At 56.1% G+C, this 17,870-nt stretch carries 22 protein-coding genes; 8 read left to right on the top strand and 14 right to left on the bottom strand.

Annotated elements, in window-relative coordinates; genetic code table 11:
• Positions 1 to 34: 34 nt before the first annotated feature.
• Positions 35 to 889, top strand: coding sequence for a LysR family transcriptional regulator (locus OXR61_RS09850; RefSeq protein ID WP_021508834.1), 855 nt, complete (start codon positions 35 to 37; stop codon positions 887 to 889).
• 25 nt (positions 890 to 914) lie between these two features.
• Here OXR61_RS09850 and OXR61_RS09845 read toward each other — a convergent pair whose 3' ends face one another.
• Complete coding sequence (locus tag OXR61_RS09845) at positions 915 to 1,823, bottom strand: LysR substrate-binding domain-containing protein (protein ID WP_021508833.1); 909 nt, start codon at positions 1,821 to 1,823, stop codon at positions 915 to 917.
• Between the two features lie 99 nt (positions 1,824 to 1,922).
• On the opposite strand from OXR61_RS09845, the gene OXR61_RS09840 reads away from it, so the two are divergent.
• Together OXR61_RS09840 and OXR61_RS09835 are read left to right on the top strand one after the other, a co-directional pair.
• Positions 1,923 to 2,225, top strand: a complete 303-nt coding sequence (locus OXR61_RS09840) for a carboxymuconolactone decarboxylase family protein (protein WP_021508832.1) — start codon at positions 1,923 to 1,925, stop codon at positions 2,223 to 2,225.
• Positions 2,226 to 2,230: 5 nt separating this feature from the next.
• A complete protein-coding gene (locus OXR61_RS09835; protein WP_021508831.1) occupies positions 2,231 to 2,629 on the top strand; it encodes a tautomerase family protein in 399 nt (132 codons plus the stop codon).
• A gap of 92 nt (positions 2,630 to 2,721) precedes the next feature.
• On the opposite strand, the gene OXR61_RS09830 is transcribed toward OXR61_RS09835, so the two are convergent.
• The 9 genes from OXR61_RS09830 to gcvA form a co-directional block, all read right to left on the bottom strand.
• Entirely contained in the window at positions 2,722 to 3,744 is a 1,023-nt protein-coding gene (locus tag OXR61_RS09830; protein WP_267411980.1) for a C45 family peptidase, read from the bottom strand.
• A gap of 19 nt (positions 3,745 to 3,763) precedes the next feature.
• On the bottom strand, positions 3,764 to 4,486 hold the full coding sequence (gene glnQ, locus OXR61_RS09825; protein WP_031279957.1) for a glutamine ABC transporter ATP-binding protein GlnQ: 723 nt from the start codon (positions 4,484 to 4,486) through the stop codon (positions 3,764 to 3,766).
• Between the two features lie 2 nt (positions 4,487 to 4,488).
• Positions 4,489 to 5,145 (bottom strand): glutamine ABC transporter permease GlnP, encoded by a 657-nt coding sequence (glnP, locus tag OXR61_RS09820; RefSeq protein ID WP_021508828.1) that lies wholly within the window; start codon positions 5,143 to 5,145, stop codon positions 4,489 to 4,491.
• Positions 5,146 to 5,196: 51 nt separating this feature from the next.
• Positions 5,197 to 5,949, bottom strand: a complete 753-nt coding sequence (gene glnH, locus OXR61_RS09815) for a glutamine ABC transporter substrate-binding protein GlnH (RefSeq protein ID WP_021508827.1) — start codon at positions 5,947 to 5,949, stop codon at positions 5,197 to 5,199.
• A 127-nt stretch (positions 5,950 to 6,076) separates the two neighbouring features.
• Complete coding sequence (locus OXR61_RS09810; RefSeq protein WP_021508826.1) at positions 6,077 to 6,631, bottom strand: hypothetical protein; 555 nt, start codon at positions 6,629 to 6,631, stop codon at positions 6,077 to 6,079.
• Positions 6,628 to 7,956 (bottom strand): aspartate aminotransferase family protein, encoded by a 1,329-nt coding sequence (locus OXR61_RS09805; RefSeq protein ID WP_021508825.1) that lies wholly within the window; start codon positions 7,954 to 7,956, stop codon positions 6,628 to 6,630. The genes OXR61_RS09810 and OXR61_RS09805 overlap by 4 nt, the downstream gene beginning before the upstream one ends.
• A gap of 127 nt (positions 7,957 to 8,083) precedes the next feature.
• The gene (locus tag OXR61_RS09800; protein WP_021508824.1) at positions 8,084 to 8,941 is read right to left on the bottom strand and encodes a MurR/RpiR family transcriptional regulator; all 858 of its coding nucleotides are present in this window, start codon (positions 8,939 to 8,941) and stop codon (positions 8,084 to 8,086) included.
• A gap of 198 nt (positions 8,942 to 9,139) precedes the next feature.
• Positions 9,140 to 9,769 (bottom strand): LysE family translocator, encoded by a 630-nt coding sequence (locus OXR61_RS09795; RefSeq protein WP_021508823.1) that lies wholly within the window; start codon positions 9,767 to 9,769, stop codon positions 9,140 to 9,142.
• A 96-nt stretch (positions 9,770 to 9,865) separates the two neighbouring features.
• Complete coding sequence (gene gcvA, locus OXR61_RS09790; protein WP_031279955.1) at positions 9,866 to 10,750, bottom strand: transcriptional regulator GcvA; 885 nt, start codon at positions 10,748 to 10,750, stop codon at positions 9,866 to 9,868.
• A 269-nt stretch (positions 10,751 to 11,019) separates the two neighbouring features.
• Here gcvA and OXR61_RS09785 point away from each other — a divergent pair, with 269 nt between their 5' ends.
• From OXR61_RS09785 to OXR61_RS09770, 4 genes are read left to right on the top strand one after another with little or no spacing between them, the layout of a single operon-like run.
• Complete coding sequence (locus OXR61_RS09785) at positions 11,020 to 11,460, top strand: VOC family protein (RefSeq protein ID WP_031279954.1); 441 nt, start codon at positions 11,020 to 11,022, stop codon at positions 11,458 to 11,460.
• A 35-nt stretch (positions 11,461 to 11,495) separates the two neighbouring features.
• On the top strand, positions 11,496 to 12,026 hold the full coding sequence (locus tag OXR61_RS09780; protein WP_031279953.1) for a GNAT family protein: 531 nt from the start codon (positions 11,496 to 11,498) through the stop codon (positions 12,024 to 12,026).
• Between the two features lie 47 nt (positions 12,027 to 12,073).
• A complete protein-coding gene (locus tag OXR61_RS09775; RefSeq protein WP_267411970.1) occupies positions 12,074 to 12,511 on the top strand; it encodes an acetyltransferase in 438 nt (145 codons plus the stop codon).
• 25 nt (positions 12,512 to 12,536) lie between these two features.
• A complete protein-coding gene (locus tag OXR61_RS09770) occupies positions 12,537 to 12,932 on the top strand; it encodes a GFA family protein (RefSeq protein WP_071813627.1) in 396 nt (131 codons plus the stop codon).
• Here OXR61_RS09770 and OXR61_RS09765 read toward each other — a convergent pair.
• On the bottom strand, positions 12,908 to 13,654 hold the full coding sequence (locus OXR61_RS09765) for a metallophosphoesterase (protein WP_021508818.1): 747 nt from the start codon (positions 13,652 to 13,654) through the stop codon (positions 12,908 to 12,910). The two genes, OXR61_RS09770 and OXR61_RS09765, sit on opposite strands and share 25 nt — an antisense overlap.
• A 146-nt stretch (positions 13,655 to 13,800) precedes the next feature.
• Here OXR61_RS09765 and OXR61_RS09760 point away from each other — a divergent pair, with 146 nt between their 5' ends.
• Positions 13,801 to 14,541 (top strand): GntR family transcriptional regulator, encoded by a 741-nt coding sequence (locus tag OXR61_RS09760; protein ID WP_021508817.1) that lies wholly within the window; start codon positions 13,801 to 13,803, stop codon positions 14,539 to 14,541.
• Here OXR61_RS09760 and OXR61_RS09755 read toward each other — a convergent pair.
• From OXR61_RS09755 to OXR61_RS09745, 3 genes are read right to left on the bottom strand one after another with little or no spacing between them, the layout of a single operon-like run.
• Entirely contained in the window at positions 14,528 to 15,508 is a 981-nt protein-coding gene (locus tag OXR61_RS09755) for a PfkB family carbohydrate kinase (RefSeq protein ID WP_021508816.1), read from the bottom strand. The genes OXR61_RS09760 and OXR61_RS09755 overlap by 14 nt on opposite strands.
• The gene (locus OXR61_RS09750) at positions 15,495 to 16,517 is read right to left on the bottom strand and encodes an ADP-ribosylglycohydrolase family protein (protein ID WP_031279951.1); all 1,023 of its coding nucleotides are present in this window, start codon (positions 16,515 to 16,517) and stop codon (positions 15,495 to 15,497) included. The genes OXR61_RS09755 and OXR61_RS09750 overlap by 14 nt, the downstream gene beginning before the upstream one ends.
• A 17-nt stretch (positions 16,518 to 16,534) precedes the next feature.
• On the bottom strand, positions 16,535 to 17,809 hold the full coding sequence (locus OXR61_RS09745) for a nucleoside permease (protein WP_031279949.1): 1,275 nt from the start codon (positions 17,807 to 17,809) through the stop codon (positions 16,535 to 16,537).
• Positions 17,810 to 17,870 lie beyond the last annotated feature (61 nt).

Below are 17,870 nucleotides of genomic sequence, written 5' to 3'. Positions count from 1 at the left end.
ATTCGACGTTCATTTTTGAACGGGGGCGAGCGCAATGGAATGGAGCGATGTACGGATCTTTCTGGCGGTGATGCGCAGCGGATCCTATGGCGAGGCCGCGCGCCGGCTCGGCGTCAGCCATCCGACCGTGGGTCGTCGTATTAAGGTGCTGGAAGCGCAGGCCCATCAGGCGCTGTTTCGCCGCACGCCGGATGGCCTGGTGTTAACCGATGCCGGTGACGCCGTGCTGGGCCTGGCGGAAAGTATGGAAAATGCTGCGCTGGCGATGGAGAGACGGCTTGCGGGCAATCACCCGCGGCTGGAAGGTATTTTACGCATCTCCTGTGCCGAGTGGTTTGCCACCGCCGTGCTGGCGCCGGTACTGAGCGAGCTGACACAGCGCCATCCCGCTATCGTGCCGGAAATCATCGCCAGCTACCGTTTGCTCAATCTGTCGCGGCGCGACGCCGACGTGGCTTTTCGCATTGTGCCTTTTACCGAGCCGGATATTGTCCAGCGGCGCCTGATGAGCATGCCCTATGCGTTATACGGCACGCCTGAAAATGCCCGCGCATTGCAACACGACCCCGCCTCAGTGGGGCTGATCCTGATGAATACCGCGCAAGCGCATTTTCCGGACGTCGTCTGGCTGCTCGATCAATTTCCACAGTCACGGCGGGCTTTTACCAGCACCAGCCGGGCGGTGCAGGCGCAGATGTGCCGGCGCGGCATGGGCGTGGCGGTGTTACCCCAGCCGCTGGGCGATGCCACCGATGGACTGCAGCGGATTCCTACCCCGCAGCCGCCGCCTTCACGCGATATCTGGGTAGGCTATCATCAGGATCTGCGGCACATGGACCGCCTGCGCGCCATGCTGGATATCGCCGATGCGCTGCTGATTGCGAAGTAACTGTCGCAGGGATTAGCGCAGCAATTCAGGCAGGCCTCAGACCCGGCAACGGCTCTATGCTGCGCAGCGCATTTTCCATCAGTCTGGCCAGCAGGTTTTGCGCATTCGGTTCAGTCTGGCTGCCACTTTTTTGTTCCAGCGTAACGCCCAGCGCGCCCAGCGGCGGCAAAACATTGCCGGCGCTCACCAGATTAGCGGGCATGCCGACCCGCGTGCGCACGGTGATCCCCAGACCGGCCCGCACCGCCGCCCAGATGCCGCTCAGGCTATGGCTGACAAACACGATTCGCCATGCAATGCCCGCCCGGTCCAGACTGTCGATGGCGCGCGAGCGCATCAGGCAGGGATTATCAAACATCACCAGCGGCAGCGGTTCGCCCTGGCTTATCATCGCGCTGACGTCGCAGTCGGGGTGGGCGATCCACTCCAGCGGGAACTGGCCGATCAACACGCCTTTACGCTGCAGCGGTTGTGCCTGCCACAGCAGCGCCATATCAAGAGCATCGCTGTCCAGCGCTGCAAGCAGCTCCTGATTACGCGCCACGCGGGCGACGATCTGCAGCCCGGGATGGTGACGTGTAAATTCGCCCAGAATACCGGGCATCAGAGTGTCACCAAAATCTTCCTGCATGCCCAGGCGCACTTCCCCCTGCAGCCCTGCACCGCTGAAGGTGCACAGTGCTTCGTCGTTCAATGCCAGCAGACGGCGGGCATAACCCATCATCACTTCCCCCTCGCGGGTTAACGCCAGATGACGCCCGCTTTTCACCACCAGCTTGCTGCCACATTGCTGCTCCAGCTTTTTAAGCTGGGCGCTGACCGCCGAAGTGGATCGACAGAGCCGCACGGCGGCCTGCGCAAAACTGCCACACTCCATGCCGGTGACAAAACTGCGTAGCGCATCCAGATCCAGCGTCTGAGCTAACTTTTGCATAATCGTCCTGATTTATGGGATGAATGACGGTGTTTTATTTGATTTTCAGGATGGTTATGTTTCGCCACAATCGCGGCTGAGTCAATACGGAGAAACATCATGGCAAAAACACTTGATAGTAAAACGCTGGCGCGCATCGCGCCAAAGCTGGCCGAACTCAGTCAGCAGGTTCTTTTCGATGACATCTGGCAACGTGACGCGCTTACGCCGCGCGAACGCAGCCTGATTACGCTGGCCGCACTGACGGCGCTGGGGCGAGTGCAACAGCTACCGTGGCATATCGAATTCGCGCAACAAAATGGCCTGGCACGAGAAGAGATCGTCGAAGTGTTCACCCATCTGGCCTTTTATGCCGGCTGGCCGGCGGCGGTGTCAGCGCTAAGCTGTCTGGAAGAGGCGTAACCCTCATGCCTTTTACCCGCATCATACTGCGTCAGGGTTATAGCGACGCGCAATTAACGCAGATTTCCGACATCCTGCAACAGAGTCTGGAGGACGAATTTGCCGTTCCACCCGGCGACCGCTTTCAGGTATTTGAAGAACTGCCGGCGCGGCTAAGGGTGTTTGATCGCCACTATAAAAGTCGCGGGCGTTCAGAGAATTTTGTTCAGTTCATGATTACTGCGGGCAAGCCGCGCAGCCGCGAACAGAAGCACAAGCTGTGTCGCAGATTGTGTCAGCAACTCTCGCAATCGCTGGATATCGATCCGCAGGATGTGATGGTGATTATTCAGTTTAACACCGTCGATGACTGGAGTTTCAGCGACGGATGTCTGATGTCCGAAGAAGCGCGTTTCCACGAGTAACATAGTCAGTATTGCTGGCAGCGCGGGTTAGCGCGCTGCCAGCAATCACTGTACGGCTTCAGTGATGGGCGGTGGAGATTAAAAATACCACCTCATTGACGACCAGCAGATTGCAAAGCGGCGCGCTGGCGGTCGCGCGTGAAGATCTGCCACGTCACCGCGTCGTCATTAAGGGTAAAAACAGCCGTGGCGAGGGTATTTTCCTCATCCGGATCCTGCGGTGACAGCCGGTAAATCGGCAACGCTGCATCCTGCTGATCCGATAAAATCGCCTTAGCCGCCGCGCCCTCTACCGCCGTTTGCGTCGTCAGCCATGTCTCCAGACGCTGCTGGCGCGAGCCGGAACTGGCGGTGACCACCTGTTCGACGGCGGCAAGCTGCGGGTGAATAAGATGATTAGCGTGCCCGAAAGGCGCAGTCAGTGGGATCACTGAACAGCCTGAGCCTGTCGCTTCAATACTGATCAGGCGGCTATCGCCCTGCTGCCCCAGCGTATGGTGAAACGCGCCGGCGCGCGGCGTGGCGCTAAGTATGGCGATCGCCTCATCCAGCGTGGTCGCGTTCAGCGACGCGCGGGCGATGATCTGGCGCGGCATGCCATCCGGACGATGCTGTGCGCGAATGTTATTAACGGTGTTAACGATGCCCTTCTCATTAACGGCAAAAGTGTGACCGCAAAGTGATGCCGGATAGGCGAAGCTGGTGAACGCGAGCCCGTCATCGGGGGTCACGGTGACCAGCGCACAGTCGTCACGCAGCTGGGGAAAACCATCTTCGTTGTGCGCAATGATCAACTCCCCGCTGGCACTTTTCCCCGCCACCGTGGTGCAACCATCCGAAGTTGAACGCACCAGATCGCCCCGGCAGTTCCACGCAAACACCTCGTCAATCGGTGCCTGTAATCCTTCAGCCAGTCCTTCCAGCTCCTGCCAGATCAGCGGGAACTGGCGCTGAACCCGCGCGCGCATACTGCGGATTTGCTGCGTATCTTTCATGGCGGTGACCGTTTGCCAGAGACGGGTATGTCTGAGTTTGTTATGCCAGGCATCACGGCCAAAGTCACCGAGTTGCTGGCCAATAACAAAAGCCGAACCACGGAAGTCGAGTTTTTTCATAGCGTTATTTCACTTCATTTCAGGATACATGTTGCAAAAATTCTTTCAGACGCGGATTACGGCTGGCAGTCAGCAGCATATCAGGTGGCCCATCTTCGGCAATGGTACCGCCATCAATAAAGATCAGCCGCGAAGCCACATCGCGGGCAAAGCCAATCTCATGCGTCACAATCACCATGGTCATGCCCTCTTCAGCCAGCGAGCGCATCACTTTCAGCACTTCATGACGTAACTCCGGATCCAGCGCGGAGGTCGGCTCATCGAACAGCATCATTTTCGGCCTGACGGCCAGTGCCCGGGCAATCGCCACGCGCTGCTGCTGACCCCCTGAAAGTTCAGACGGATAGTGGCTGGCGCGATCGCGCAAGCCAACGCGCTCCAGCAGCGCCAGCGCCTGCTCGCGCGCCGCGGCTTTCGTTTGATGACGCACGCGAATCGGGCCGAACATCACGTTCTCCAGTGCAGTCAGATGCGGGAACAGGTGAAACTGCTGAAACACCATGCCGGCTTCACGGCGGATATCACATTCATTCGCATGCGGGTCGGTGATGTGCATTCCGGCGACCAGCAGCGTCCCGGATGAGATCTCTTCCAGTTTGTTGATGCAGCGTAACAGCGTTGATTTACCCGAGCCTGAAGGGCCAATAATCACCACCACCTCGCCAGCCTCAATTTTTAAATTGATATTATGCAGGACCTGCGTGGCACCGAAATTTTTCGACACTGCGTTAAATTCAACCATGCTCATAAAATATGGATCCTTTTTTCCAGCTGCTTCAGTAAAAAGCTCAGGCATAACGTCACCAGCAGATAAATCATGGCTACCGCCGTCCACACTTCCAGCGCACGGAAATTACCCGCAATGATCTCCTGCCCCTGACGCGTCAGTTCTGCCACGCCAATCACAATAAACAGTGAGGTATCTTTAATACTGATAATCCACTGGTTACCTAAAGCCGGAATCATGCGGCGTAACGCTAAAGGCATAATGACATACCACAGCGTACTGCGCTGCGATAAGCCCATCGCCAGACTCGCTTCTTTAAAGCCTTTATTGATTGAGAGGATCGCGCCCCGGGTAATTTCAGCAATGTAGGCACCGGAGTTAATCACAATGGTCACGATCGCGGCGGTGACGGGATCAATTCTTATCGGCAACACCATCGGTAGTGCAAAATAGATAAACATTACCTGCACCATGATGGGCGTACCGCGAATAAGCTCGACAAAAATAAGTGACAGCGTTTTGGCGATTTTTCCGCCCAGAGCACGGCAGGTTCCCGCCAGTAAGCCAATAATAAAACCGCCCAGCAGACCTGACAGCGAAATAATCAAGGTCAGCTGCAGACCCTGCAGCAGTAGCGGCAGAGATTCCCAAATATATTTACTGTCAAAATTCATAATTTAACCTATAAACGCTAAACAAGGCCGGAGGGCTCCGGCCTGGCAGGATTATTTCGGCTGCTTAGCAAACCATTTCACGTAGATTTTGCTGTAAGTCCCATCCGCGCGCAGGGCCTGCAGCGCGGCGTTGATCTTAGGCGTCAGGCTGCTGTTTTTCTGCATGGCAAAGCCATACTGCTGCGGCAGAATCGTGTCGTTTTCACCGCTGGCTTTGACTTTGCCATCGCCCGCCGTTTTCACGTAGTACAGCACATTGGGCGAGTCGTGGACCACCGCATCAAGGTTGCCGGCCTGCAAATCCAGATAGGCGTTGTCGATATTAGGAAACTCAACATAATTTGCCTTGTATTTACTTTTCATAAAGCTGGCTGCGGCCGTGCCCTGTTTCAGGCCCACTTTCTTGCCGGTTAAATCGCTGAATTTCTTAATGCTGTTATCATCGCTTTTGACAGCCATTAATAAGTCGGCGTCATAATAACCGTTGCTGAAATCCACCACCTGCTTACGCGCATCGGTAATGGTAATACCTGCCATCGCGACATCCAGATTCCGTGATTGCAGCCCCGGAATCAGGCCGCCAAAGTCCATTGGGTGTAATTCATAGCTGACATGCATTTTCTTCGCGATGGCATCCCATAAATCAATGTCAAAACCGACGTATTTATCACCTTGCTTAAATTCAAAAGGAACAAAAGCCGTATCAACCCCGACGGTTAATTTATCCTGCGCCGCAGCGATAAAACTGGCGGAACAGGCAACCAATGCCAGTGTAACCTTTAATTTATTTAAAAATGCAGACATAATAACCCTCAGCGTCAGTAAGATAGCGTGCAATGATCGTCATCCAGCGAAATAATCCGGCGGACATGGTCAAAGAAGGTGGTTAATATAATGGGCGCATCAGGTACGCCCGGATTAATGCGACAACTTATGCAGGAAGCAAGTGATCCTGCGTAAAGGGTACCGGCGTCTGTGCGCCGTTCATGATCATCGAGAGAAAACTGTAATAGCCGTTAATGCCTATCAAATCCACCACGCCCTTCTCGCCCCATAATTCGATGGCTTGCTGCCAGGTGGCATCACTGATTTTCTGTTGCTGATGTAACTGCTGGCAAAACTGATAAATCACCCACTCATCAGGCTGCAAATCCGCGGGCTGACGTTTTTCATTGATGGCCTGCACTGCTGCAGCAGAAATCCCCTTTTCGCGCGCTATCGGCGCATGGATTGCCCACTCTACCGGCTGTGACCAGTGCCTTGCCGTCATTAAAATCGCCAGTTCCGATAACCGCTGGCCCAGCGCACTGCGATAGCGCAGATATTCCCCCATACGCTGTGCGTGTGCCATTAACTCGGGACTGCGCAGCAGCGGCTCAAACGGGGGCAGCAGCGCACCGCGTGGCCCGTTGATAATCTCTTCCGCGAGCGAACGTTGCTGCTCATCCCAGTCCTGCTCCGCCAGCGGCGGTAATCGGTTGATCATAATTTGCCGGTCTCTTCACGTATCACGGTGTTCAGCGTATCCACGACAAAATCCAGTTGTTGCGGGGTGACGATAAACGGTGGGGCGATTAAAATGTGGTCGCCATATTGCCCGTCCAGCGTGCCGCCCATCGGATAGACCAGCAAACCGCGCGCCATACAGTTGGCCTTGATGGCTGCGTGAAGTTTCATCGCCGGATCGAACGGGGTTTTTGTGGCTTTATCACGCACCAGCTCCACACCGGCAAACAGGCCGCGGCCGCGCGTATCACCGACGTGCGGTAACTCCCCCAGCACGTCGCGTAGCGCCTTGTGCAGATAAGCGCCCTGCTGCTGAACCGCCTCCAGCAGATGGTCGCGCTCAATCACCTGCTGTACTGCTAACGCCGCCGCAGCGGCTGTCGCATGACAAATATAAGTGTGTCCATGCTGGAACAGACCGCTGCCAGCCTGCAGCGCAGACACGATCTTCTCACTGGCCAGCACCGCGCCGATGGGTTGATAACCGCCACCCAGTCCTTTGGCGATGGTAACCAAATCAGGTACCACGCCATCCTGTTCGAACGCGTGCAGTGTTCCGGTACGCCCCATTCCGCACATCACCTCATCGGCGATAAACAAAATGCCGTACTTGTCGCACAGGCGACGTACACCCAGCAGATAGCCCGGCGTCGGCGGCGTGGCACCGCTGGTAGCACCGACCACCGTCTCCGCGCAGAAGCCAATAATCGTTTCCGGGCCCGCATCGATAATCGCCTGCTCCAGCTCGCTCAATAGCCGCTGGGTATACTGCTGCTGGGTTTCATCGGTACAGCGATCGCGATACTCATTGCAGGCGGAAACGCGAATCACGTCGATTAACAGGGGCGCGAACTGACGCCGGCGCCATTCGTTGCCACCCACCGCCAGCGCGCCCAGCGTATTGCCGTGGTAGCTCTGTTTGCGGGCGATGAAACGGGTACGCGCGGGCTGTCCGATCTCAACAAAGTATTGCCGGGCCAGTTTCAGCGCGGTTTCCACCGCCTCAGAACCGCCCGATACGAAATAGGCATAGTTAAGATCGCCCGGTGCGGTGCGCGTTAACTGTTCGGCGAGCTGTTCAACGGTATCGCTGGTGAAGAAACTGGTATGCGCATAAGCCAGTTGATCGATTTGACGATGCATAGCTGCGAGGACGTCAGGATGGGCGTGGCCCAGGCAGGAAACGGCGGCGCCACCGCAGGCATCAAGATACTGCTTTCCCTGTGCATCAAAAATGTAGGCCCCGTGTGCGCGCGTGGCCACGGCGGGCACGCTGCGCAGACTGCGGTGAATGATACGGCTCATGCTGGTCCTGCTCCTGAATACGCTTCGTTGTTGAAACGTATCTTGCAGGATCCATTTGAATCACGTCAACGCAATAATGATTCAATCGCATTCAATATTCTTATGACAGATACAAATGAATCATCTGTCAGGATTTGCCGGCATGCACGTAAGCGCCGGAATCGATTAAATAGCGTTCGGCATTTTCAATTTTACTGACCGCATCACGTCCATGACGGGCCACCAGCATCGCCAGCAGACACTCTGCCAGGCCCATGCCAGAGACGACAGACGGGAAGAACGATGGGCTATCCAGTGAAAACCGCAGCGAGCAATCAGCGGCCTGCGCCAGCGGCGAGACCGGTGAATCGGTGATGGCGATGATCTTTGCGCCCGCCTGCTGTGCTGCGCGCAGTACATCAAGTGATTCGCGTGAATAAGGGGCAAAGCTGGTAAGTAACAGGCAATCCGCGGCGGTCAGTTCACGCGTGAAAACTTCGATGTTGCTCGCCAGACCATCCACCAGTGACACCTGACGATTGAACAACCGATACACATAAAATAATGACCAGGCGATCGGAAAGCTGGCGCGGAAGCCGCAGATGTAAACATTGTCAGCCGCATCGAGTAAGGTCACGGCCTGTTCCATTGCCTGGCGGTTTTCCTCCTGCGTAAAGGCCAGGTTGGTCTGGTGGGCCTGAAACATCGCATCATACAGCTGCGGCTGCGTGCCGGCAGCCACCAGCTTTTCTGCTTTCGAGACATAGGTATCATTGCGCAGGCCGATGTCATCAATAAATGCGTCTTTGAGTTCACTCCAGCCGTTATAGCCCAGCCGTTTCGCCAGGCGCAGCAGCGTTGCCGGTTTCACCCCGGCCTGCTGCGCAAAGGTGCGCATGGATTGCACCACCAGTTGATTGGCATTCTGCAGTGAGAATTCGGCAGCCCGCTGTAGTTCTGGCGATAATTCACTGAACTCGCGGACGATAGTTTCCTTTAGATTCATGGCAACAATTCACTGGCTTTGACGTTGGGGTATCTAAACACATTTGAGATCAAGACTCTAGGCGCGGATATCACACCGGAGTGACGGCCTGAAGCAGGGCGCGATGCGTCGCGCCGCGACAATCAGGCTACTCATGGTGGTTTACTTAACTGAGCGGCCTGTTGCTATTGAGGGCGAACCTGAGGTTAAGAATTTGCTTTATTGACGACTCAACACCAGTTTCAGTCCGGCAATGGCAAAACAGCAGGCTAATAGCGCATCTAATCCCCGGCGGATACGACGGTAAAACGCGTTCATTGCTGCGGTGGAAAATATCAGCGCATAGCCGCAAAATACCGCGACGCAAATTGCCGCACAGCCGAGAATAATCAGCGGTAAGGTCGAGGCTGCGGCGTCCGGTTTGAGCGCGACGGACATGATTGCGACCCAGGTTAAAATGGCTTTAGGATTACCGACGTGCATCAAAATTCCCTGCCGAAATAACGCGCCATATGCAACGCGGTGATCGCTGATAACGGTTTTATCGGCAGCGGTGCGGGTTAACGCAGATTTACCGGCTTTGTATGACAGCCACAACAGATATAACCCGCCGCCGATTTTCAACACCAGCAGCAATTGGGCAAACGTCGTCAGCACGGTTAATACCCCGCAGGCCGCCAGCAGCGCCCACAGCATTGAGCCGCCAATTACCCCGCACGCAAGCGCTAAGGCGGCACCGCGCCCTTTATTCATCGCCGTTCCCATAATCGCCATATTACTCGGACCAGGGCTGGCCGTTGCCACAAAATAAGTGGTGTAAATCAGCATTAATTCGTGTGAAAGCGCCATGATATCCTCTGCAGGTGAAATGTCCTGAACCTGTTATATCGGCTTGCTCAGAAATTTACTATGTCTTGTTGATATGAAGAAATGCCGGACGCTGTTCTATTCTGTGGACTGCTGCATGAGCCAGGCTCTTACTTTTACCACGGCAGAACGCAGCAGCGCTTCGTGGGGCGTAATAAGCCAGTACGCGTGTCCGGTATTCAGCGTATTTGGAAACGGTGCCACCACTTCACCGGATGCCAGATTCGCCTGAACAAATCGCCTGCGCATCAGCGCTACGCCCATGCCAGCAAGCATCGCCAGCCACGCCCCGCTGCCATCGCTATACAAGGGCCCTTTACCGGAATCAATGTGCCCGACGCCGGCTTCAGCGAGCCAGCGCTGCCAGTCTTCCCGGTGCATATCATGCAGTAACGTGACGCGACCGAGTGCGGCAAGTGCCGGCGGTTCCCCCAGCTGCTGCGCCACAGCAGGAATGCAGACTGCAAGGTAGTCGTCGTCGATCAGCTTCTCACTCACGCAACCCTCACAGAAACCATTGCCATGCCGTACGGCCAGGTCGATACCATCCGTGGCGAAAGACTGAATGCGGGAAGTAGCACTGATGCGCAGGTCGATCTCCGGACAGGTACGTTCAAAATCAGCCAGTCGCGGCAGTAACCAGTGGGTCGCAAATCCGGTGGTGCAGGCCAGCGTGATGGTATTTTTTTGTGTCTCCTGCACCAGCGTTTCAGTGGCTTCACGTATCAGGCTGAAAGCTGAAGCAATCGAGTAGTAATAGCCCTGACCGGATGCCGTCAGCGCCAGCTTGCGTCCATTTCGCTGAAACAGTGGCAGGCCCAGTTGCCGTTCCAGTTCCCTGATGTGCAGACTGATCGCGCCGGGCGTGACGTGCAACTCCTGGCCTGCAAGGGTCATGCTGAGGTGCCGGGCAACGGATTCGAACGCCTTCAGGGCGTTAAGAGAAGGCAGGCTGTTTCGCATTGTTTAGTTTTCCTAAAAAACAGGCGGAAATTAAATCGTTTTTATTTCCGCTCCGTCAACGTTATTAATAGGCATATAGCACGCGATGCCGTGTCGCTTTTATTCCAAAACTGTTGAGTTATATTGAAATTTTAAGAGAAAGTACCGTTTCACGCACCACACCTCCACACGAAAAAATGATCAGCTACCACGCCCTTTATGGCGATTAACCTCTATCAGGCTTGAGTTTTTATCGTGTCGGGGAGGCAACAAATGGAGACAGGATGCAGATGAAGGATATCGATGTGGGATTTACCCACGTTGCGTTTATGGTGAGGGATCTGGAGAAGAGCATGGATTTCTACCGCCGCTATGCAGGAATGAAGGTGATACACACCCGTGAACCTGACGTCCCGGCTGCCCGCAAGGTGGCATGGCTGAGCGATCATACCCGCCCTTTCGCACTGGTTCTGGTGCAGGCGGATGACGTGTCAGATACGCCACTGGGTAAATTTGGACACTTAGGCATTGCCTGTGCGTCACGCGAAGAGATCGATCGTAAAACAGCGATGGCCGTCGCCGAAGGCGTGTTACGTAAAGCCCCTGAAGAGGCTGGCGAACCGGTGGGATATTACGTATTTTTTGCCGATCCCGATGGCAATACGCTGGAGCTGTCTTTCGGGCAACGCGTCGGGCTTGAAGCGATACGCACCGCTCCCGGTTTACTTTAACTCGCCTGCACGCAGGCAGCGGAGAACATATGGCGCTGACGTTGCCGATTTATACTCAACGCCTGGTGTTGCGCAAGCTGGCATTGGCTGATTTGCCGCATCTGTCGCGCTATCGCAATCTGCCAGACGTTGCTCGTTATCAAAGCTGGGAAGAATTTACCCGGCAGGACGCTGAGAAATTATATGCGCAGCAGGATGCGCTGCCATTCAACAGCGATAACACCTGGTTTCAGCTTGCCGTAGCACATCAGGAAGACGACCGGCTGATAGGGGACATCGGAATTCATTTTTTTGATGAAGGAAGACAAGCTGAACTCGGCATGACATTTGATGCCGGATATCAGAAACAGGGTTTTGCGCTTGAAGCAACGAGTGCCATCGTTACTCTGCTTTTCACGCAGTTTGCAAAACACCGGCTCACTGCCGTGGTAGACACACGTAATACTCGCGCCATAAACCTGCTGGAAAAGCTGAATTTTCGCCGTGAAGCGCACTACCGGCAGAATATTTTTTTCAAAGGGATGTGGGGCGATGAGTATCTTTATGCGCGACTGGCCAGCGATTAGTGCAGGCATTGCGTTAAGCCATCGCGTTGGCATGTTAAGGAGGCGTTGTGACAATTAGCGAAGTAAGCAAGGAAGAGTATCACTTACTGATTCAGGTCTGGGAGGATGCCGTCAGGGCAACGCATCATTTCCTGAATGAACAGGATATCCTGCGGCTCAGACAGCTTATTCTGGAAAATTATTTTGATGCTGTTGTTTTAAGAAAAGTGAGCGATGAAAACCATGACATTGTCGGGTTCATCGGCGTGCAGGATGAGAATATCGAGATGCTTTTCGTCTCGCCCGCTCATCACAAAAAAGGGATCGGTGCACGGTTAGTCCATTACGCTATTCGTCATCTTTCAGCGAAGAAAGTGGATGTTAACGAACAAAATACCGCTGCGCTCGGGTTTTATCAGCATCTGGGCTTTCAGGTGACGGGACGGTCTTCCGTTGATGGTGAGGGAAAACCGTTTCCCCTCCTCCATCTGAAGCTGATGCAATAATCCGGCAGAGGAATCAGGAGAAAAAATGAACGGAAGTTGTCTCTGTAAACGTGTGCGCTACGAATGCGATCGCCTGGCGGGCAGCATTACGCATTGCTGCTGTCATACCTGCAGGAAAGCGCACGCCGCCGCTTATACCTCCACAGCGCGCGTGCGGCGTGAGGATTTCAGGTGGACCCAGGGAGAAGAATTTCTGACGGCATTTAATTCTTCCCCGGATAAGTTGCGTTATTTCTGTTCAGTCTGCGGATCTCATCTGATGGCTGAAAGACCTCATCAGAGCCACGTGATTCTGCGTGTGGCCACGCTGGACGACGATCCCGCTCAGACACCGGTTTCCTATATCTGGTGCTCGCACAGCGTGCCATGGCTAACAGAACGCGACGATGTGCCTCATTATGAGCAGGATAAAGAAACATGATGACTGGTCAAAACGCCGCGGGCGAAACGGTGCACCATCAGTGCCGGTAGATCATTCACCGGAGGAACCCGCTGGCTGCCAAACCACAGCGGGTTCGCCGGGCAAATTGAGCCACAAATATAAGCCGGAACCCCTGCAAACATGCCTGCTGCGGGCCGGTGCACATGCCCGGCTGCAATAGCCAGTATTCTGGCCCGGTTGCGTCTGAGGATCGACTCAAGCTTATCAAGCCCGCGACACATTGATTCATCCAGCGTCGGTATGCCCGATGCGATAACCGGATGATGCAGAAAAAGCAGCGCTGGCAATCCATGCGTATCGCTGAGTTGTCTTTCCAGCCATTCCAGATGATCCCCGACGCTGCCAAAATTCTGTTTATTCACCGTGGAGTCCAGCCCCAGCATACGCAATCCGCCCATATCCTGAACAAAATGCAGCGCGTCTGCCGGGGTGTTTTTCGCCCAGTGATTTTCATGCCATGTCGTTTGCATGAGTCGTCGATCATCGGCGTTGCCCGGCAATATAAATGCAGGGTAATGCTGCTGGCGCAGTTGCTCAGCTATCTGCCAGTAACCCTGCCGCCACTCGCCATCAACAAGATCGCCCGTTAACACCAGCACATCCGGTTGCACATGAGTGAGCCACGCCAGTGCCCGCGCCAGGCGCAGCAGGTGATCATTGTCCGGTGCGGCATGGATGTCTGAAATCTGAGCGATTAACATAATGTCTCCGGAAATACACAAGCGAACCAACAGGGCCGTCTGGCAGCATAGCACCCGCACCGTCACGCGACGCTGGCTGCGCGCCGCATTAAAATTCAGTATTATAGCGGTTCCTGCCGCTGACCCGAGTGAGTGCCCTGCCCGCTATGACTGACCACAATGCGCTGTTGGCGCGGTTGACCACCACGCTGGCGGCAGAGAGCCGCACGCCGCTGTATAAACGCTTTGCCAGTGCGATTAAAGATGCGGTGCGCGATGGCACGCTGGTGCACGAAGAGATCCTGCCGGGCGAGCGCGAGTTCAGCCAGTCGCTGAACATCTCACGCATCACCGTGCGTAAAGCCATGGACGAACTGGAAAAAGAGGGCGTCGTGTTCCGTTCCCGCGGCTACGGCACGCAGATCTGCAGCCAGTTTGAATATTCACTCAAAGAACCAAAAGGATTGTCACAGCAGGCGGTGTTGCGCGGTAAAACGCCGGACACCGTATGGATCAATAAAAGCAAAATTGCCTGCAGCGCAGAGATCGCCGAAAAGCTGGGGCTGAGCACGGGCAGCGATGTCTATCTGCTGAAACGTATTCGCTATGTTGACCGCCAGGCGGTCTCGGTTGAAGAGTCATGGGTGCCGGCGCGCTACATTGCCGATGCCGGTGAGATTGGTATTTCGTTGTATGACTATTTTCATCGCCAGCAGATCCTGCCGGTGAAATCCCAGAGCCGGGTCAGTGCGCGTATGCCGGACGAAGCCCTGCAGCAGCAAATTGCCCTGCCCGCCAATGTGCCGGTGCTGGTGATTAAGCAGCTGGCACTCGACGCACAGGGCAATCCGCTGGAGTACAGCATCAGCTACTGCCGCAGCGATATGTACGTGTTTATTGCTGAGTAAGGCGTTGCTGCCAGTAAGCGCGCAGGGTGGCGCGATCGGGCGCACAGTCGCCGCCGCGCCGGGAAACCACATACGACGCCACTGCGTTGCCCAGCACAACGCTCTCCGCCAGTGACCAGCCGGACGCTAATCCCGCCAGTAATCCGCCAGCATGGCTGTCGCCCGCGCCGATAGTATCGACCACCGTTGTCGCCAGTGCGGGCACCCAGCCCTGCGCCTCAGCGTCGATGTATCCGGCACCTTCGCTGTCCAGCCTTAATACCATTGCGCCACCAAACTGCTGCTGCCAGCGCGCCATCAGCTGATGGGCGTCGAAAGGTTCAGATGCGCGCAGACGCTCATGCCACAGCAGCTCCGCTTCCTGCCTGTTCACTGTAATCAGTGGCTGCAGCGCCATGATACGCGCAAACTGCGCCTCGCCGATGTCCGCCAGCCGCGGGCCAAAATCCACCAGCAGTTGATACGGCTGTGCCTGCTGCTCCAGCCAGTCGATCAGCACCTCGCCGCTTTTGCTGGTGAGCTGATAACCGGAGAGATAGATCCAGCGCTGCGCCGGCTGCGGCAATGTGCGCAACAGCGCGGCGTCCCACTGGTTTTCCACGCCACTAACGGAAAGAAAGGTGCGCTCGCCATCCGGCTCGACCAGCGCCAGACACCAGCCATTATCACCGTGCGCATTTTCCAGTACGCTCTGCACACCGTATTCCGCCAGCTTTTGTCGCACGATACTGGCCCAGATACCGTTCCCCAGCGGCAGCGCGTTGATAGAAGGAATGCCGAGACGATGCAGCGCAATGGCGACGTTAAGCGCACAGCCGCCAACGTTCACGCCCTGCTGATGCAGTTCGATGTCGCTGCCGCGATACGGCAACGTCCAGGCATCGGCAATCACATCCACTACCGCCGCCCCCACCACGCACACCGGCAACCGGCCCGCCAGCCGTGACAGATCGTCAGGCGTCAGCATAGGCGGCCTCGCGCTGCTGGCGGAAACGGACAAACGCGCGGCTGTAATGGGTGAAATCCAGCGCGTTAGCGGCATCCAGCTCCGCTTTTAGCTGCGCATCGATCGCGTCGATACCGTGCAGCGCGCCGCAAATGGCAACCGCCATCGCGCCGATGGTATCCGTATCGCCGCCGAGATTGGCGCACAGAATGGCGCAGCGGTTGGGATCGGTGGCTGCCAGTTCGACCATGGCGATCGCCGCCGGTACCGATTCAATGGTGCTGGTGCCGGTACCGACCAGATCGTAGATCTGCTGCATGGTCGATTCGGTGCCCCTGCCCTGCGCCACCACCTGCAACGCCAGTTCGATGCGGGCCGCCATCGCCGCACTGAAAGTGGTGACGCGCCGCTCCTGCGCCGCACGGGCAATCGCCGGCAGTTCGTCACGAATCGTTGCCCAGTCGCTACCGTCAATCGCGCGGGAGATTGCCCAGGCGATCGCGGTGGCACCGGCAATCGCCACGTCGGATTTGTGTGTCGGGCTGGAGGCCAGCGCGACAGCATCAATAAAAGCCGGCAGGTCACGCGCCGGCAGCAGACAGCCCAGCGGCGAGACACGCATCGCCGCGCCGTTGGTCAGGCCGTTATTTTCCAGCTGCGCCACCGGCGTACCGTTTTTCAGCGCGTTAAGCGCGATTTTGGATGTTGGCCCGAGCACATTTTTGTTAAAGGCATCAAACGCTTCCGCCCAGCGCAGAATATTGGCGCCGATGGTTTCCGCATCAATTTCGCCGTCGTGGCTGATAATGGCATCGGCCAGCGCCAGTGCCATTGAGGTGTCGTCAGTGAAAGCCGCCCGGCCAAAGTAGCAGGCGGCATTGTTTTCTGCCGGGCCGGGCAGGAAGCGATCGATCCAGCCGAAGTGCTGTTTCACGCGGCTGCGCGGCCACAGTTCCGATGGCATGCCCATCGCATCGCCCAATGCCTGGCCGTAAAATGCGCCCAAAATCCGTTTTTCCTGGTGTGTCATCGTCATGGTTACATCTCTTATTTATGGCTGTCAGCGGTTGCTGAGTTTTCAAAAGCGGTTAATTCATCACTGCGTTTTTTGCCGTCGCGGAACAGGACGATAAAGGCGATGGTGATGATGACAATCATCACGCTGCCAAACATCCACATCCCCGCCCAGTTGAAGGTCTGGCCGTTGCGCGGCTGGTCATACGCGAACATCTCCTGCATCAGATAGCCGCCGAGGCGGTAACCCAGCAGGCTGCCGATGCCCTGACAGGCCAGGGTGATCAGGCCCTGCGCAGCGTTACGCATCGCCACCGGCGCTTTCTTATCCACGTAAATGTAGGCGGTGATGAAGTAGAAGTCGTAGCTGACGCCGTGCAGCAGAATGCCCATAAACAGCAGGCCGAAGGTCAGCAGGTTTTGATCGCCGCCGAACACAAAGAACACGTAGCGCAGCGCGGCGGTGACCAGGCCGAGCAGCAGCACTTTGCCGATGCCGAAGCGTTTAATGAAGAACGGCAGCGCCAGCAGGAAGAAGATTTCTGATACCTGGCCGAGCGTCATCCAGCCGGTGGCGTGTGGCAGACCGACTTCGGTCAGATATCCCTCAGCGAAAATGTAGTAGAACGCCAGCGGCATACTGAACAGGAATGAACAGACGAAAAATACGAGGAAGCTGCGATCTTTCAGCAGGTGCAGTGCGTCGAGGCCGAGCGCCACGCGCAGGCTGAACTTGCCGGTGCTTTTGGGTTCGGTGGCTGGCAGGGTCAGGGCGAACAGGCCAAGCAGCAGCGAACTGGCCGCGGTGATCAGCAACGGTACATTGCTGGCGGAGATATCGCCAAAGCCGAGCAGCGGCGGCAGGAAACCGCAGGCGATGCCGGAGGCGATCCAGCCGATAGTGCCCATCACGCGGATGCGCGGATAGTCGCGCTCCACGTCACCGACGTGGGAAAACGCAATACTGTTGGTCAGCGCAATGGTCGGCATGTACGTGAGCGCATACAGCAGCAGCAGCGGAAAGAAGCTGCTGAAGTGCGTCTGCTGTGCGGCAAAGAACATCAGAATCGCGCCGGCGATGGTCAGCAGCGATAACACTTTCTGTGCCTGGAAGAAACGGTCAGCCAGCGAGCCGACCAGAATCGGTGACAGGATGGCAGCGATGGAGGTACAGGCGTAGCACCAGGCGATCTCAACCGGCGAAAAGCCGTTTTTGCTGAGAAATGCCCACAGCGGCACGAACCATGCCCCCCAGATAAACCACTCTAAGAACATCATGAACGACAGCTTTGGAATTGTAGTTTTCATCGAAATAGACTCCCCGGTGTTGGTAGAACCAATCTAGCACCAGAATAGATACCTTTATAAT

The organism is Pantoea sp. GM_Pan_4, from assembly GCF_026541005.1.
Lineage (GTDB): Bacteria > Pseudomonadota > Gammaproteobacteria > Enterobacterales > Enterobacteriaceae > Pantoea > Pantoea dispersa.
This window is presented reverse-complemented; position numbering and strand designations above follow the sequence as displayed.